This window comes from Pseudomonas sp. RU47 (assembly GCF_004011755.1).
Lineage (GTDB): Bacteria > Pseudomonadota > Gammaproteobacteria > Pseudomonadales > Pseudomonadaceae > Aquipseudomonas.
The window spans coordinates 4,120,638-4,135,853 of sequence record NZ_CP022411.1 but is presented as its reverse complement, the minus strand read 5'-3'; the positions used below and the strand labels follow the sequence as shown (position 1 = coordinate 4,135,853).

Below are 15,216 nucleotides of genomic sequence, written 5' to 3'. Positions count from 1 at the left end.
ATCACAGCAACTCCCCCTTGTCCCACAAATGCACCAGATCCCCCGGCGCCCGATCCTCCGGCACCTTCAACACCATTTCCCCGGACTGATAGCGCACTTCTATCTGATAGAAGCGTTGATCCCCACGTCCGGATTCGCTGCTGTCCAATGGCAGGCAGCCCTCCAGCACCGAGCAGATCCTTGAACGCTGACTGATGTCGCATTGTGCAAATTCGATTTCACGTGGGCGGCTCAGGCTGTGAATCGCTGCAACGCCACCCTGGCGAGATACGCGCAAAACGGAATCGTCATCCAGCTCGGGTAGCGTTTTCATACAGCCTCCTCGAATTATTCGATGCCGACCTGCGCCCAGGCTTGCTGCACTGCGTCGGCTGCTTCAGCGCCAAAGCGCCTGCCCGCGTGGTCGATGGTCAATTTTGCGAACGCGTCAAACGTTGCGTCCTGGCTCAAGCGGTTATCGCAAAGTGTGTCGTACCAGATTCGTCCGGCCTTTTCCCAGGCGAAGCCGCCAAACGCTCGGGCTGCCAGATAAAACGCGCGATTGGGAATGCCGGAATTGATGTGCACGCCGCCATTGTCTTCGCTGGTGATGACGAATTTGCGCATATGATCCGGTTGCGGATCCTTGCCCAGCAACGGGTCGTCATACGCCGTTCCGGGGTGCGACATCGAACGCAGGCCCTTGCCCTGGATCTTCGGCATCAGCAGGTCGGCACCGATCAACCAGTCGGCCTGTTCGGCTGTCTGGCCGAGCGCGTATTGCTTGGTCAAGACGCCAAACACATCCGAGAGCGACTCGTTTAACGCGCCGGACTGGTTGGCATAAATCAGCCCGGCCTCGCTTTCGGTAACGCCGTGGGCCAGTTCATGGCCGATGACGTCGAGCGAGCGGGTGAAGCGCTGGAAGATTTCGCCATCGCCGTCACCGAAGACCATTTGCGCGCCATTCCAGAAAGCGTTTTCGTAACCCTGGCCGTAATGCACGCTGCCGATCAGGGCAAAGCCCTGATTGTCGATCGAGTCGCGACCGAACACTTTCCAGAAGAAATCATAGCTGGCGCCCAGCGCATCGTAAGCCTCGTCGACCGCCGCATCACCACTCGGCGGCTGGCCTTCGAGGCGCACGAGCTTGCCCGGCAAGAGCATTTTGTTCTGCGCATCATGCACACTGCGTTCGGCCAGGCCGGGCTTGCTCTTCTCAGGCAGGATCGCCCGTGCCGGTGGTTGTGCGGGTGCGCCTGGATTCGGCAACAGGCTGCGTACATGGTTGAGCGTGAGCATCGCTGCCGAACGTTGCGGCGCTGAACCGTGAGCGATGATGCGGTTGAGAATGTACGGTGGAATGAAACTGCGCAGTATTGAGTCGGTCATCAGAGCTTCCCTGGCTTAATACGATGTCGATAAACATGTGAGCGATGGCGCGTGTTTCGGTTCCATGGATTGCCATTGGCAACGGATTCTGCGAAAAACGCCCTCCGCGCCCGACGGGGCCAACCACAAAGAGTCCACGAACATGACAGATGAACTGCAGGTAATCGATCTTCAGGTCGGCGAAGGCAAAGCCGCCGTCAAAGGCGCACTGATCACCACCCAATACACCGGATGGCTGGAAGACGGCAGCGAGTTCGATTCTTCCTACAGCCGTGGCAAACCTTTTCAGTGCGTGATTGGCACGGGGCGGGTGATCAAGGGTTGGGATCAGGGCTTGATGGGGATGCAGGTGGGGGGCAAACGTAAATTGCTGGTGCCGGCGCATTTGGGGTACGGCGAGCGAACGATGGGCAAGATTCCGCCGAATTCGAATCTGGTGTTTGAGATTGAGTTGTTGGAAGTGCTGACGCGGGAGGATTGAAACCGGGTCTTTTTTACGCTTGGGAATAAATGCGATGGATGTGTGGCAGGTGGTTTCACAAGTTGCCGATTGGCTGGTTGAGAGGCATGCGACTCGCAGGGGATCGACCTACAACTATATGTTGTTCGTTTCCGCTGCCGCTGCAGTTGGCAGCTGGGTAGTCGCGAAAGAACTGCTCGCCAAACGCAAGGCTCTCAAAGCAAACGTGTCTGAAGCTCTGCAAAATGAAACGTTACGTGCGATGTCCTTTGCCCAGGAGGATGGGCGGCCGGTCAAACGCACTGCGACGTTGGTCCGACAGGCAGAAACCTTTTTCGTCACGGTCATTCGCCATGACGATGAAGAATGCGTGGAGTCATCCAGTGAAGCGTTGCACTCGCTGGACGATGTCGACGTTTACTTGCGTGACCACACACCCTTTATCCTCGCGGATTTTCGAGCGTCGTGACTCACGCGTCCGATGTAGAAAGAACGCTTTCGCGAGCAGGCTCGCTCCCACATTGGCACGGCGGTGTACTCAAATACCGCGAGCAACCGCGAACAACTGTGGGAGCGAGCCTGCTCGCGAAGAGCGATCACGCGGTCAATCAGGCTGCGTGCGCCATCTCGGCCAGTGTGTCGGCCACGGTTTTTTGTAGTGAGGGGAACCGGCGGGTGACGCGGCGCAGTGCGGGTAGCACGGCGTCGATTTCCAGTTCATCGAGTTGGGGAAGGACGGTGACGGCGGAGGCGACGATGGATTCGCGTTCGCTTTCGAACAGCACCAGGCAGGCGTTTTGCGCCCAGCGTCCGTCCCGTTCGTTGAAACCCATGGCCACCAGTGCCGCGACGACTTGTGCATCGGTTTTGTTGGACATGTTTATTGCCTCAGGGCGGGTTCGATTTTGTCGAGGGCGCGGTTGACCGCGAGTTCGCCGAGCATGACCACTTGTTGAATGCCGAGCACGGTGTTGCGGTAGGGCGAGTCGAGCAGGGCGGCGAAGTCGCTGAGCATGACGCTGGCCGAAGCCATGGATTCGCAGGCGTGGGCCATGAGGTCTTCGGCGCCGGTGTTGGGGTCGACGAGGAACATGGTGCTGGGTTTGCGTGGTGGCGCTGGGGGCGCGGGTTTCAGGTAGTGATCGAGAGCGCGTTCGGCGGCTTCGTGGAGTTTTCTGGAGCCCGGTGTGGAATAGGGGGACGTTGGATTTGGATCGATTTCCACGTCTGTTTCGGGCGGATTTGGCGTAATTTTGAACATGGTGTAGTTTTCCAAAGTGATGCTGACACCACCTCGCGACTAAACGAAAAGGTGGCAGCTATACGCAGGTTAGTCGACCGGAAACTCCACCAAAACCGGCGCACCCGAAGGCGCCCTGCGCACAGCTACCATTGAGTGAGGTATCGAAATACCTACTGTCTGGAACGTTGTGCAGTTCAAGTGGATTACCGAGCGACTAAACCCGATCACTGACCCTTCAGTGACGCGAACCAAGTTACCGGCAGCCCCCAAGCCGCACAAGCCGGCGGATTCTGGCGTAGTTGTAGGCAAAGGCGCAAGGCGCTGTAGCCTCATGGCTGATGTCTAAATGATGCTGCGTTTAACCGGGCGCTTTAACGTTTGCCCAATCCGACATTCGCATCTTTTCCGCTCCCGTGGGTTGTCCATTCAGACCGACCATCTGTCGGAAAACCGTGCTGACCTGTCAGATCTGTCAGTACCCCTCGTCGATAAATTCCTTTCTGATAGCTCAAGCGTTTCGGCCGACTGCCGCCCGTCCATCACGAAGGAGCGTCACCATGAACACACCCCTGGTTGAAAACCAGCCATTGGCCTTGAGCCCACCGCATATCACCGGCAGAACCGAGTTGCGAACGCCAGAGCACTACCACGGCGGTATTCCTATTCGCGCTGTCGAGGGGGATTTGCAAGTCATTGTTGACCCGTGGCTGGTGATGAGCATTGGGGACAAGTTCGAAATGTTCCTGGGCAATTTGACGGTCGCGGTGTGGAGCAAGGAACTCGACGCCGAAGATCTCAACAAGCGACTGGTGTTCAGGATTGCTAAAGGTTTTGTTCTGGAGGGCGAGGTCAAGGCGTTTTATCGCGTAACCCGAGTTGGACAGACGTTCCAGGATTCCGAGCCAACGTTGATTCTGCTGGCCAAATTCCAGCGCCCCGGCGGCTTTGATAACGACCCCGAAGAAGGTCATTCCGGTCTCACGTACACGTTGATACCGGACCTGACGCACGGGGTCACTCCGGAAATAGCCGAGAAAGGCGTTCAGATGCATGTTTTCCCCTACGAAAACATGGCTGCTTTCGATTACATCTTGTGCCGCTGGGGTAGTCAGGAAGTACCTTACTATCCGGTGACTCAGGAGCAGGTCGACGACCCGGTAAATCATCCGATCCTGATCACCTTCGCTAAAGGCGTGATCGAGAGCGCTGGCGATGGCCCGGATGTAGCGGTGACTTTTCAGGTGATCGACCGCGTTGGCAACTATCCGGATGAGCGCGCGCCTTGGGCGAAAATCACTCGGGTCCTGGTGGATGCGAAGGGAACGCGGCTTCCCCAACCGAGAATTCTGGTCAACAACAGACCCGTCACAACCGTCATTGATCTTGAGCAGTTGGGTGACAAGGACGTCATCGTCAGTGTTTATGCACGTGAAGAACACTTCGACGTGGACGACCGGATCAAAGTGACCTGGACCGGTATGCCGGCGCAGGGTAAACCGATCATCGTTATCCCCGCGGAGCAATTCGTCGATTTTACCGAGTTTGCCTATGAGTTCGTGATTCCCAATGCCTCGGTCCGAGCCCTTGCCAAGGGTTCGGCCTCGGTCCGGTATGTACGCACGAGAGCAGGCGAGGACGAGGCCTCTTCGATGGTCGCCAGCGTCAATGTGCAAGGGGAAATCAGTCAACTGGCGGCGCCCACTGTGATCGAGGCGCCTGGCGGTTTTCTGGACCCTGAGGCGCCATGGGCAACCAACGAAATCCCTTGGTATGCGGGACGTAAAAGCGGCGATCAGATCGACCTGATCTGGGAAGCCGCGCTGCCTGGCGGCGGTGTGGAGTATTACTCGGATCCGCGTCCGGTCGGCAATCAGCCGGAAAACACGCCGGTTCTGCTCACCGTAAAAAACGTCGATATCCGCCGCTTCAACGGTTTGCGGGTGAGGGTGAGTTACACGGTGGCCAACGACGACGCGATGCTGCAAAACGTGCGTGATTCGTTGCCGTTGTTCCTGCAAGTGGGACAAGCGTTACCGCAATTTGAAGCGCCGAAAGTGGAGGAGGCGCAGGGCGGTACGCTCGACCCCGAACACGTGCCGCCCGCGGGTGTAACGTTGATCGCGCCACACGAAGGCACGTCTGCCGGCAATCGCGTGACCTATCACTGGCGCGGATCAGGCAGTGGCGGCAGCACCAGTGACTTCGTCGACCTGACGACCCACACAGCGGGCAAACCCGTCAAATTCACGGTAGCCAAGGCGTTCGTCACTGCCAACCTCAACGGCAAAGTCGTGGTGACTTACACGATTGTGCACGGCGGTGTGTTGTTGGGGACGTCCGGTGAACTGACGCTGAGCGTCGGCAACGCGCAGGCCGAAGTGCCACCGCCCACTGTCATCGAAGCTCCGGTTTACGTCCTCGATCCCAACCAGTATCAACAGGGTTTCACCGTGCGCTTCGACACTTCGATATTGAAGCCTGAGGACGAAATCGAACTGACGGTCATCGGCCGTCCCGGCGATGGTTCGACGGCGCCAGTGCGCAAGGTTGCGAGCGGCCAGCCTTATCTGGATTTCAATATCGCGGCGGCCATCACCGGCGCCAATCTGGGACGCGATGTGGCGTTGAGCTACAGGACGTTTCGGGCCGGGCAACCTGCTCCTGGAGAAACACGGCCGCTGACCATTGGTGTTTTGCTGCAGAAAAACATGCCGCAGCCTTTGATCGAAGGGGCGACGGGGGAGGTTTTGGATATTGGGTTGATCGAGGACGACACCAAAGTGCTGTGCGACAAATGGCCGTTTCAGCGTTCGGGGCTGCCTGTGTGGTTGAGTTATGTGGAAACCAGAGCCGATAACAGTTCACGCACCAAAGAGCAGTTGGTGGGGGGGACGCATGATCAGGGAAGTGGATTGATTTACACGACTGAAGTGCAGTGGTTGCGTGAGTGCAAGGCGGATTCGACAGTGACGATTGTGTTGAAGGTGGGGTTGTTTGAAGGGGGGGATTTGGTTGATGCGGTGGATTGTCAGCGAAGGGTGTATTCGGTGAGTATTGGGTTTGATGATCTTACGACTTTTGACTTATTCAATTGGAATGGCTGGAAATATAACCCAGTTTCACCGTCGTCTATTATCCGTTTAGGAGAGGAATATTTTGCTCAATCCAATAACAAATTTAATAGGATTAACATTCAGAAGTCTTTCAGTGATATTGAAAATAATCAAGAGTATGAATTAAGCTTCATCTATCAGTGTCCAGTTGCTTCAATGCTCAATATAGTAATCGACAGCACCCGATACTATTATGCAGAGATTCCTCGTGCGTATACTTGGGAGAAAATATTGACAACGTTCAAGCCGCAAAACCTATCTCCTGCATCTCCGAGAGTAATGCATATTTATTTTGGCTATCATTCTGAAAACTATGGACCGTCAAAAATTGATGATATTCGCTTAAAATGGGAAGCAAAGCTTTAGCGTAGAAATCGCATACATTGATCATTTCGAGCAGCGTTCGGAATGATCAATTTGGTTTGGCCCGTAGCAAACTAAAGATTGCAACGGGCCTTAACCTCAAAAAGCCTGACGCGGAATGCATCACCCTTGCTCGTTAAAGGGACTTCAAGATTCCCTCAGGAACCGACGACCTTCACCCCACGTCCAAACCGCTCCCGATACACCGACGGCGGCACCCCCACCACCCCACGAAACGCCACCCGAAAACTCTCCACCGACCGATACCCGCAACGTTCGGCAATCTGCTCGGTGTTATGCGGCGTACTCTCCAACAACTCCCGCGCCCGCGCCAACCGTTCATGCTGCAACCACGCCTTGGGCGACTGCCCACTGGCCTCGGTAAAACGCCGCAGAAACGTACGCTCACTCATCGCCGCTTCGCTGGCCAGATCGCGCACTTCCAGCGGTTCATGCAAACGCTCGCGCGCCCACTGCATCACCCGCGACAGATCGTTGCGCGGCGTCGGGCTGACCGGGGTCGGAATAAATTGCGCCTGACCGCCAGTACGCTGCGGCGACATCACCAGTCGCCGCGCCACCGAGTTGGCGACTTGCGTGCCGAAGTCCCGCGCCACCAGATGCAGGCAGGCATCGATCCCGGCAGCGCTGCCGGCCGAGGTGATCAACTGACCGGAATCGACGTAAAGCACATCGGCATCGACGGCAATCGCCGGGAAGCGCTGCGCCAGTTCCGCCGTGTAACGCCAATGGGTGGTGGCGCCGTGGCCGTCGAGCAGGCCGGTGGCCGCCAGCACAAATACACCGGAGCAGATCGACAGCAATCGCGCACCCCGGGCATGGGCCTGACGCAATGCATCGAGCAGTTCATCCGGCACCGCCGCGTTGCGGTCGCGCCAGCCGGGAATGATGATGGTGCGCGCCTCGGCCAACAATTCCAGGCCGCCATCGGCCAGCACCTGAATCCCGCCCAAGGCGCGCATCGGGCCTTGATCGACCGCCGCAATGGCGTGGGTGTACCACGGGAAATCGAACTCCGGCCGGGTCAGGCCGAAGACCTCCACGGCGATGCCGAACTCGAATGTGCAGAGGCCGTCGTAGGCCAGAATCGCAACCAGACCTGGTGATGTCGGCATTTGGCGGAAAATTCCCGGTGAGTGTCTTGTGCGCCACTGTAGCCGCAAGCGGCCGCTCGATAAAGTCTGTTCACACCCGTTCAGATAAAGGAGCAACACCTATGACCAGCCTGGTTCGCGACATCCCCGCAGCCCCGTCGGCGATCGCCCTGATGCACTTCAGCAATCGTCTGACTTTCGAAACCGATTGTTCCGACGTCTTCAGTAGCCAGGAGGCTGGCGAGATCGATTTTGTCCTGGTCGACGTTCGCGGCCCGCTGGCCTTTGAGCGCGGGCATGTGCCGGGCGCGATCAATATCCCGAACCGCTTGCTGACGGCGGCGGAACTGGCGAGTTACCCGAAAACCACGCTGTTCGTGGTCTATTGCGCCGGCCCGCACTGCAACGGCGCGAACAAGGCAGCGGTGAAACTGGCGGCGCTGGGTTATCCGGTCAAGGAGATGATCGGCGGGGTTACCGGATGGCTGGATGAAGGCTTTCAACTGAGCGTTGAGCAAGCCGCCAAAACCGCCATCGGCTGCGAATGCTGATCCCCTTGGAGCTGCCGCAGGCTGCGATCTCTTGATCTTGATGGTTAAAAAAACAGATCAAAAGATCGTCCGAACGCGGCCCGAGCCTGCGGCAGCTCCTACAGGGAAATCAGCGATTTTCTGCGCTGGAAAAGCGCTTGTCCTACAGCCTTTGCACCACGACGGCGCACCCTTTGACCCCGGTCAATCGGTGCGCCGATCTTTCATAAGTATTTGTCGCTTAAACACAATTTACCCTGTGCGCGCCGCCATAGACTGCCGGCCACTTCGGTTTTTGTAGCCAGTTGGCCATGACCGAACGCTGAATCGAAAGCTGCCAATAAAAGCCTCCGCCCACAGGAGTTATAAATGAAGAAGCTAGTGATGTTCGGTGCCCTGGCACTGTCGATGTTGTCCCTGACCGCTGTGGCCGAAGACGCCAAGCCGATCCGCATCGGTATCGAAGCCGGTTACCCGCCATTCTCGATGAAAACCCCTGACGGCAAACTCACCGGTTTCGACGTCGACATCGGCGATGCGCTGTGCGCGCAGATGAAAGTCAAATGCACCTGGGTCGAGCAGGAATTCGATGGTCTGATCCCGGCGCTGAAAGTGAAGAAGATCGACGCGATTCTGTCGTCGATGACCATCACCGATGACCGCAAGAAAAACGTCGATTTCACCATCAAGTACTACCACACGCCGGCGCGCTTCGTGATGAAGGAAGGCTCCGGTGTCAAAGACCCGCTGACCGAGCTCAAAGGCAAGAAAGTCGGCGTGCTGCGTGCCAGTACCCACGACCGTTACGCCACCGAAGTGCTGGTGCCGGCCGGGATCGACCTGGTGCGTTACGGCTCGCAACAGGAAGCCAACCTCGACATGGTTTCCGGGCGTATCGACGCGATGCTGGCCGACTCGGTCAACCTCAGCGATGGTTTCCTGAAAACCGACGCCGGCAAAGGTTTTGAATTCGTTGGCCCGACCTACGAAGACGCCAAGTACTTCGGCGGCGGCGCTGGCATTGCGGTGCGAAAGGGCGATACCGCGCTGGCCGAGCAATTCAACAAAGCCATCACCGAAATCCGCGCCAATGGCGAGTACAAGAAAGTCCAGGACAAGTACTTCGACTTTGATGTGTACGGCCATTAATACGCCGTAGAAAAAAGTGGCCCCGTTTGCGCGGTGGCCACTTTTTTTGCGCTCTGATAAAACCACAGAACCTTGTGGGAGCGAGCCTGCTCGCGAAAGCGGTTTAACATTCAACATCTTTGTTGTCTGGCACACCGCCTTCGCGAGCAGGCTCGCTCCCACAGGGGATCAGTGTGATCCGGAAATTGAGGAGATTTTCCCATGCAACGCATCGACCATGTTCTGCCCTGGAGCCACTTGGGCAGCGAGCGCTCGCTCAGCGTGTTTCGCTATGGCGCGGGCACCCGCAAGGTGTACATCCAGGCCAGCCTGCACGCCGATGAACTGCCGGGCATGCGCACCGCGTGGGAACTCAAACAGCGCCTCAATGAACTCGAACAGCAGGGCCGTTTGCAGGGCGTGATCGAGCTGGTGCCGGTGGCCAACCCGATCGGCCTCGATCAACACGTGCAAGGCGCGCACATGGGCCGCTTTGAACTGGGCAGCGGCAAGAACTTCAACCGCGCCTTCGTGGAACTTAGCGCACCGGTCGCGGCGTTGATCGGTGAGCGTCTGGGCGCTGATGCCGAGGCCAACGTCGCGCTGATCCGCCAAACCATGGGCCAGGTGTTCGATGAGCTGCCGGCCCCGGCCTCGCAACTGGAAGCGTTGCATCGTTTGTTGCTGCGCCATGCCTGCGATGCCGACATCACCCTCGATCTGCATTGCGATTTCGACGCGGCGATTCATTTGTACGCGCTGCCGCAGCACTGGCCACAGTGGCAATCGCTGGCGGCACGTTTGAAGGCCGGTGTGGCGCTGCTGTGTGAAGATTCCGGCGGCAGCTCGTTCGATGAATCCTGCTCGACGCCGTGGCTGCGTCTGGCGCGGGCGTTCCCGAATGCCGCGATTCCAGCGGCGAATCTGGCGACCACGCTGGAACTGGGCAGCATGGGCGACACCCGGGTTGATCAGGCGCAGGCCAATTGTGAGGCGATCCTCGGATTCCTCGCCGAGCAGGGTTTTATCGGCGGTGAGTGGCCGGCGGCGCCGGGTGAGTGCTGTGAAGGTCTGCCGTTCGAGGGCACCGAATACCTGTTCGCACCGCACCATGGCGTGGTGAGTTTCTTGCGCAATGCCGGCGAGTGGGTGGAGCAGGGTGATGCGTTGTTTGAGGTGGTGGATCCGTTGCAGGATCGCGTGACCACCGTGCGCGCGGGCACCAGTGGGGTGTTGTTTGCGCTTGATCGTGGGCGTTATACCGAGCCGGGGATCTGGCAGGCGAAAGTGGCGGGGCGGGTGGCGTTTCGGACTGGTAAGTTGACGAACGATTAATAGATCTTCACTGGATTCACCGGCCCTTTCGCGAGCAGGCTCGCTCCCACCTTTGAAATGCGTTCCCCTGTGGGAGCGAGCCTGCTCGCGAAGGGGCCATCAGCAGCACCCAACATGTTGATCCTCGCCGCAGGATGTTAGGCTCCCCCCGAACCCGACTCTCCGTGAAGGAAGGCTCTATGTTGAAGGTCTTTGCTCTGTTGACCCTGCTGGCGTCCAGTGCTGTGCAGGCGCAAACCACGCTGCAATCCGATCTGCCGCTCAAGTACATCGAACAGGTGCACGCCGATGCCGAACCGCGTCCGCTGGTGATTTTCCTGCACGGCTACGGCAGTAACGAAGCCGATCTGATCGGCATGAAATTCCAGCTGCCGGCGCAATACAACTTCCTGTCGGTGCAGGCACCGTTGTCATTGGGCGAAGGACGTTTCCAGTGGTTTCGCAAGAAAGGCGAAGGCGCCTACAACGGCGAGACCGATGATCTGAAGGTCAGTGGCCAAAAACTGCGCGACTTTATCGCGCAAGCAGCGCAGAAATATCACACCACCCCGGACAAGGTGTACCTGATCGGCTTCAGCCAGGGCGCAATGATGACCTATGAGGTCGGGCTGCGGCCGCCAGTGGCGGTCGGTGGGATCGCGGCGTTGAGCGGACGTTTATTGCCAGTGTTGAAGGCTGAGCTGAAGGACGGGCAGGCGCCGTTGCCGCTGAACATCTTTATCGGCCACGGCACCGCCGATGATCCGGTGCCGTATAAAAACGGCACCGAGGCCAACACGCAACTACAGAAACTCGGTTACAAACCGCAGTTCCATGCCTATCCCGGCGTCGGCCACAGTATCAGTGCGGCCGAGTTGCGTGACTTGAATGGCTGGTTGCAGCAGCTCAATCCTTGAGGATGGTTTTCACCAGGGCGTCGTGACCTTTCTTGTCGCTGGCGCGGGAGATCACCTGCACCAGCGCCATCTTCGTGCCGGAGCCGGCCATCAGCGTGGTGTTGAGGGTCTGGCCACCGCCCTGGGTGGCGGTGCTGTCGACCTGACGCAGACCAAGGCCGGTGCCTTTCTGGGTCAGGCTTTTCTCGCTGAGTTTGTTGAAGTCCGGCAGGGCCTTGCGCTGATCTTCGATGAAACTCGACACGCTGCCATCGAGGAACTGCCCGTCATTGTCCTTGACGTGCTGGCCTTCGGGAATCTTGTTTTCAGCGGTAATGACCACGGTTTTTGTGGCCTCGTTGGTGTACATCGTGCCCGTGGTCCCGCTCGGGCTGGTCGGCAGCGGGTCGGCGACGAAACCTTTTGGCAGCACAAAAGTGAACTTGCCATCGAGCATCGAGACTTTCTCGGTGCCGGCATTTTTCTTGGCCGCTTGCGCGTGGAGGGCGCCGAAACCGGCGAGGGCCGCCACCAGCAGGACAACGGCTTTTTTGCTCAACAATGACATGTGAATCTCCGGTGGATGGTCGCGCGAGGCGGGCGATCATCCCACGGAGAGGGCCGGGCGTTCCAGCGCGAATCATCCGAGCGGTTACTGCGCCTGCGCTTTCGCCACTGGACGGGCCAACAGGCGTTTGGTCACGCCGAGCATGGCCACCGACACCGCGACACCGACGGCAAATCCGCTCAGGCCCATGGTTGGCAAGGTCAATGCCGAGACCAGACAAAACGCCGAAAACGAATACATGCCGGTCGCCGTCGCCCGTAACAGTGCGGCGGTAAACGCCGGGCCGCGCGTCTGTTGCGAGAACACTGCCATTACGCTGCCGAGCACCGGGAACACCGCAAGCAAACCGCTCCAGCGCTCGCCGACGGTGCTGGCGAGCATCGTCACCACCAGGGTCAACGCGGCGCCGGCGATCATTCGCCAGATCAGTTTGTCCGACTTCGGCGCGGGGCCGCTCAGCACCGGTTGCACCGTGGGAAACAGATAAGGCGATGCCAGCAACGCAATCGCCGCCGCCACCATCGAAAACGGCAGCGACGCCGGAATCAGTGACAACACCCAAGCAATCACCGCCCACACCGACAGCGATGCCGCCAACGCCAACGGCCAGTTCGCTCGTTGCGCGACCTGCGCGTATGTGATGCAGAACGCAATCATCGCGAACATCGCCGATAACGCCGCCACCGCCGACTGCGCGGCAAATGCCGGACCCTGCTCGATGGCGAGGAAAAACAGAATCGGCCCGACCACCACCGGCAATCCCGACAGCCACCCGGCCACACTCGGCCCCCAGCGTTTGCCCGCCAGTGAAATCAGCAGCAGAAAACCGGGAATCAGCAGCAGTTTGAGGATCAGCACGCAGGAGTCTCCATCCGTTGAAGGTTCGCCACGTTAGCATTGTCGATCAGCGATTGCTGCCTATGTGCGCAGTTTTTGTATACAAAGTGTCGGCGGCGATACCGGCTATGCTTTGACCATCAGGGCTTGCCGGAGTCGATACCGCGATGAACAGAACACCCAAGGTGTTACGGGGATGTTGCGGCATCGGCTTGTGGGCGCTATTGCTGACGCCAACCTGGGCCAATTGGCAGGACGCCGTGCCCGGCGCGCAGATCATCGGTACCGGCGATTACAGTGTGTTCGGTTTCGATGTCTACAACGCGCGCCTGTGGAGTGCCGCGCGGCCCTTGGCCGAGGGCCAGCCGTTTGCGCTGGAGTTGATCTACCGCCGCAGCATTTCCCGCGACGATCTGGTCAAGGCCAGCGTCGACGAAATCAAACGCCTGGCCGATGGCCGCGTCAGCCCGGCGCAATTGGCCGGTTGGCAGATCCAGATGCAGCAATCGTTCGTCGATGTGCAAGCTGGCACGCGCATTACCGGCGTCTATCTGCCGGGGCAGGGCGCGCGGTTTTTTGTCGGCCAGCAGTTGCAGCATGAGATCGATGACCCGCTGTTTGCCCGCGCGTTCTTCGATATCTGGCTCGACCCGCGCACGCGCAGTCCGGAGTTGCGCGAACAGTTGTTGGGGGTGAGTCGATAAGAGCAAAGATCGCAGCCTTCGGCAGCTCCTACAGGAGAGTGCATTCCAATGTAGGAGCTGCCGAAGGCTGCGATCTTTTGCGCTTCAAGGCTGTGGCGGAAACCTCTAAGCTGCGTCTTTCCGACTTGTTTCTGGATGTGTGCGTGAAATTCAGTTTGCCCAAAATCGCCACCGCGCCGTTTTGTCCGCCGGAAGTGGCTGGCAGTGTTGCGGTTGATCCCAATGCGTCGTTCTTCAAACGCGTGCTGCGTTTCGCCGGTCCCGGGTTGCTGGTGTCGATCGGTTACATGGACCCGGGCAACTGGGCCACCGCCATCGAGGCCGGTTCACGCTTTGGTTACAGCCTGTTGTTTGTGGTGTTGCTGGCGAGTCTGGCGGGCATGGTCGTGCAATGCCTGTGTTCGCGGTTGGGCATTGCCACCGGGCGCGATCTGGCGCAGCTGTCCCGTGAGCGCTACAGCACACCGACCGCGCGCCTGCAGTGGGTGTTGGCGGAAATCTCGATCATCGCCACCGATCTGGCCGAAGTGCTCGGTTGTGCGCTGGCCTTTCACTTGCTGCTCGGTTGTTCGCTGACCTTCGGCATTGCCCTGACGGCGTTCGACACCTTGCTGGTGCTGGCCCTGCAAAATCGCGGTTTCCGTCGTCTGGAAGCGATCATGCTGGTATTGGTCGCGACCATTGGCGTGTGTTTTTTCGTTGAACTGTTGCTGATCAAACCGTACTGGCCGGATGTCGCCCAAGGCTTCAAACCGTCGCTGGCGGCGATCAGCGAGGCGGCGCCGTTGTACCTGGCCATCGGCATCCTCGGTGCGACGGTTATGCCGCATAACCTCTATCTGCACACCTCGATCGTGCAGACGCGGATGATCGGCAAGGACCTGGCGAGCAAGCAGGACGCGGTGAAACTGGCGCGTATCGACACCATCGGTTCGCTGGCGCTGGCGTTGCTGGTCAACGCGGCGATCCTGATTCTTGCGGCAGCGGCGTTTCACCAGTCCGGGCACACCGAGGTGGTGGACATTCAGGACGCCTACCACCTGCTCGATCCGCTGGTCGGCGGTGCGCTGGCCAGCGTGTTGTTCGGCGTCGCGTTGCTCGCGTCGGGGCAGAGTTCGACCTTCACTGGCACCATCGCCGGCCAGGTGATCATGGAGGGTTACCTGAACCTGCGGATTCCGTGCTGGCAGCGCCGCTTGATTACTCGCGGACTGGCGTTGATTCCGGCGTTTATCGGCGTGTGGCTGATGGGCGATAACGCGATTGGCAAGTTGCTGGTGCTGAGTCAGGTGGTGCTCAGTCTGCAACTTCCGTTTGCCCTGTATCCATTGATTCGCATGACCAACGACAAACAGCTGATGGGGCCGTTTGTGAATCGCTGGCCAACCCGGGTATTGGCGTGGGGGTTGTTTGTGGTGATCAGTGGCGCTAACAGCTGGTTGATTTTGCAGTGGGCGGCTTGAGCCAGCATTTGTAGTGACTGGGCTGGCCTCTTCGCGAGCAGGCTCGCTCCCACAGGGTTATCGGGTGTGCACACTATTGTGATCACCGATAGCTAATGTGGGAGCGAGCCT

General features: G+C 58.8%; 16 protein-coding genes. 9 read left to right on the top strand and 7 right to left on the bottom strand.

The genetic code is table 11. From position 1 onward, the window contains the following. Nucleotide 1: 1 nt before the first annotated feature. Together CCX46_RS18715 and CCX46_RS18710 are read right to left on the bottom strand one after the other, a co-directional pair. Nucleotides 2–313, bottom strand: a complete 312-nt coding sequence (locus tag CCX46_RS18715; RefSeq protein WP_095118301.1) for a protealysin inhibitor emfourin — start codon at nt 311–313, stop codon at nt 2–4. 14 nt (nt 314–327) lie between these two features. Next, nucleotides 328–1,371, bottom strand: a complete 1,044-nt coding sequence (locus CCX46_RS18710; protein ID WP_127928803.1) for a M4 family metallopeptidase — start codon at nt 1,369–1,371, stop codon at nt 328–330. A gap of 142 nt (nt 1,372–1,513) precedes the next feature. On the opposite strand from CCX46_RS18710, the gene CCX46_RS18705 reads away from it, so the two are divergent. After that, a complete protein-coding gene (locus CCX46_RS18705; RefSeq protein ID WP_127928801.1) occupies nt 1,514–1,852 on the top strand; it encodes an FKBP-type peptidyl-prolyl cis-trans isomerase in 339 nt (112 codons plus the stop codon). 34 nt (nt 1,853–1,886) lie between these two features. Further along, nucleotides 1,887–2,300, top strand: coding sequence for a hypothetical protein (locus CCX46_RS18700; RefSeq protein ID WP_127928799.1), 414 nt, complete (start codon nt 1,887–1,889; stop codon nt 2,298–2,300). A gap of 139 nt (nt 2,301–2,439) precedes the next feature. Here CCX46_RS18700 and CCX46_RS18695 read toward each other — a convergent pair whose 3' ends face one another. Both CCX46_RS18695 and CCX46_RS18690 read right to left on the bottom strand, forming a co-directional pair. Continuing rightward, the gene (locus CCX46_RS18695) at nt 2,440–2,709 is read right to left on the bottom strand and encodes a hypothetical protein (protein ID WP_127928797.1); all 270 of its coding nucleotides are present in this window, start codon (nt 2,707–2,709) and stop codon (nt 2,440–2,442) included. Nucleotides 2,710–2,711: 2 nt separating this feature from the next. Beyond that, entirely contained in the window at nt 2,712–3,092 is a 381-nt protein-coding gene (locus CCX46_RS18690; RefSeq protein WP_127928795.1) for a DUF6124 family protein, read from the bottom strand. Between the two features lie 539 nt (nt 3,093–3,631). Here CCX46_RS18690 and CCX46_RS18685 point away from each other — a divergent pair. After that, entirely contained in the window at nt 3,632–6,553 is a 2,922-nt protein-coding gene (locus CCX46_RS18685) for a hypothetical protein (protein WP_127928793.1), read from the top strand. Nucleotides 6,554–6,708: 155 nt separating this feature from the next. Here the strand turns inward: CCX46_RS18685 and ftrA are convergent, their stop codons facing one another. Further along, entirely contained in the window at nt 6,709–7,686 is a 978-nt protein-coding gene (ftrA, locus tag CCX46_RS18680) for a transcriptional regulator FtrA (protein ID WP_127928791.1), read from the bottom strand. Nucleotides 7,687–7,787: 101 nt separating this feature from the next. Between ftrA and CCX46_RS18675 the strand changes: the two genes are divergently transcribed. The 4 genes from CCX46_RS18675 (at nt 7,788) to CCX46_RS18660 (ending at nt 11,554) form a co-directional block, all read left to right on the top strand. After that, nucleotides 7,788–8,216: a rhodanese-like domain-containing protein gene (locus CCX46_RS18675; protein ID WP_007915056.1), complete on the top strand. Its 429-nt coding sequence runs from the start codon at nt 7,788–7,790 to the stop codon at nt 8,214–8,216. Between the two features lie 348 nt (nt 8,217–8,564). Further along, complete coding sequence (locus tag CCX46_RS18670; protein ID WP_016775210.1) at nt 8,565–9,344, top strand: ABC transporter substrate-binding protein; 780 nt, start codon at nt 8,565–8,567, stop codon at nt 9,342–9,344. Between the two features lie 201 nt (nt 9,345–9,545). After that, nucleotides 9,546–10,658: a M14 family metallopeptidase gene (locus tag CCX46_RS18665; protein ID WP_127928789.1), complete on the top strand. Its 1,113-nt coding sequence runs from the start codon at nt 9,546–9,548 to the stop codon at nt 10,656–10,658. A gap of 179 nt (nt 10,659–10,837) precedes the next feature. Next, entirely contained in the window at nt 10,838–11,554 is a 717-nt protein-coding gene (locus CCX46_RS18660) for an alpha/beta hydrolase (RefSeq protein WP_127928787.1), read from the top strand. On the opposite strand, the gene CCX46_RS18655 is transcribed toward CCX46_RS18660, so the two are convergent. Both CCX46_RS18655 and CCX46_RS18650 read right to left on the bottom strand, forming a co-directional pair. Next, the gene (locus CCX46_RS18655; protein WP_007915061.1) at nt 11,544–12,101 is read right to left on the bottom strand and encodes a hypothetical protein; all 558 of its coding nucleotides are present in this window, start codon (nt 12,099–12,101) and stop codon (nt 11,544–11,546) included. The genes CCX46_RS18660 and CCX46_RS18655 overlap by 11 nt on opposite strands. An 84-nt stretch (nt 12,102–12,185) precedes the next feature. Further along, the gene (locus CCX46_RS18650) at nt 12,186–12,959 is read right to left on the bottom strand and encodes a hypothetical protein (protein ID WP_127928785.1); all 774 of its coding nucleotides are present in this window, start codon (nt 12,957–12,959) and stop codon (nt 12,186–12,188) included. Nucleotides 12,960–13,105: 146 nt separating this feature from the next. On the opposite strand from CCX46_RS18650, the gene CCX46_RS18645 reads away from it, so the two are divergent. After that, nucleotides 13,106–13,642, top strand: coding sequence for a chalcone isomerase family protein (locus CCX46_RS18645; protein WP_127928783.1), 537 nt, complete (start codon nt 13,106–13,108; stop codon nt 13,640–13,642). Between the two features lie 143 nt (nt 13,643–13,785). Continuing rightward, nucleotides 13,786–15,105 carry an Nramp family divalent metal transporter gene (locus CCX46_RS18640; RefSeq protein WP_127928780.1) on the top strand — a complete coding sequence of 440 codons (1,320 nt, stop codon included), beginning with the start codon at nt 13,786–13,788 and terminating at the stop codon, nt 15,103–15,105. Nucleotides 15,106–15,216: the final 111 nt, after the last annotated feature.

Coding starts and splice junctions, on each gene's coding strand:
- CCX46_RS18655 (WP_007915061.1), bottom strand. CDS start 12,101: ATGTCATTGTTGAGCAAAAAAGCCGTTGTCCTGCTGGTGGCGGCCCTC.
- CCX46_RS18670 (WP_016775210.1), top strand. CDS start 8,565: ATGAAGAAGCTAGTGATGTTCGGTGCCCTGGCACTGTCGATGTTGTCC.
- CCX46_RS18700 (WP_127928799.1), top strand. CDS start 1,887: ATGGATGTGTGGCAGGTGGTTTCACAAGTTGCCGATTGGCTGGTTGAG.
- CCX46_RS18660 (WP_127928787.1), top strand. CDS start 10,838: ATGTTGAAGGTCTTTGCTCTGTTGACCCTGCTGGCGTCCAGTGCTGTG.
- CCX46_RS18715 (WP_095118301.1), bottom strand. CDS start 313: ATGAAAACGCTACCCGAGCTGGATGACGATTCCGTTTTGCGCGTATCT.
- CCX46_RS18695 (WP_127928797.1), bottom strand. CDS start 2,709: ATGTCCAACAAAACCGATGCACAAGTCGTCGCGGCACTGGTGGCCATG.
- CCX46_RS18675 (WP_007915056.1), top strand. CDS start 7,788: ATGACCAGCCTGGTTCGCGACATCCCCGCAGCCCCGTCGGCGATCGCC.
- CCX46_RS18645 (WP_127928783.1), top strand. CDS start 13,106: ATGAACAGAACACCCAAGGTGTTACGGGGATGTTGCGGCATCGGCTTG.
- CCX46_RS18690 (WP_127928795.1), bottom strand. CDS start 3,092: ATGTTCAAAATTACGCCAAATCCGCCCGAAACAGACGTGGAAATCGAT.
- CCX46_RS18710 (WP_127928803.1), bottom strand. CDS start 1,371: ATGACCGACTCAATACTGCGCAGTTTCATTCCACCGTACATTCTCAAC.
- CCX46_RS18705 (WP_127928801.1), top strand. CDS start 1,514: ATGACAGATGAACTGCAGGTAATCGATCTTCAGGTCGGCGAAGGCAAA.
- ftrA (WP_127928791.1), bottom strand. CDS start 7,686: ATGCCGACATCACCAGGTCTGGTTGCGATTCTGGCCTACGACGGCCTC.
- CCX46_RS18685 (WP_127928793.1), top strand. CDS start 3,632: ATGAACACACCCCTGGTTGAAAACCAGCCATTGGCCTTGAGCCCACCG.
- CCX46_RS18665 (WP_127928789.1), top strand. CDS start 9,546: ATGCAACGCATCGACCATGTTCTGCCCTGGAGCCACTTGGGCAGCGAG.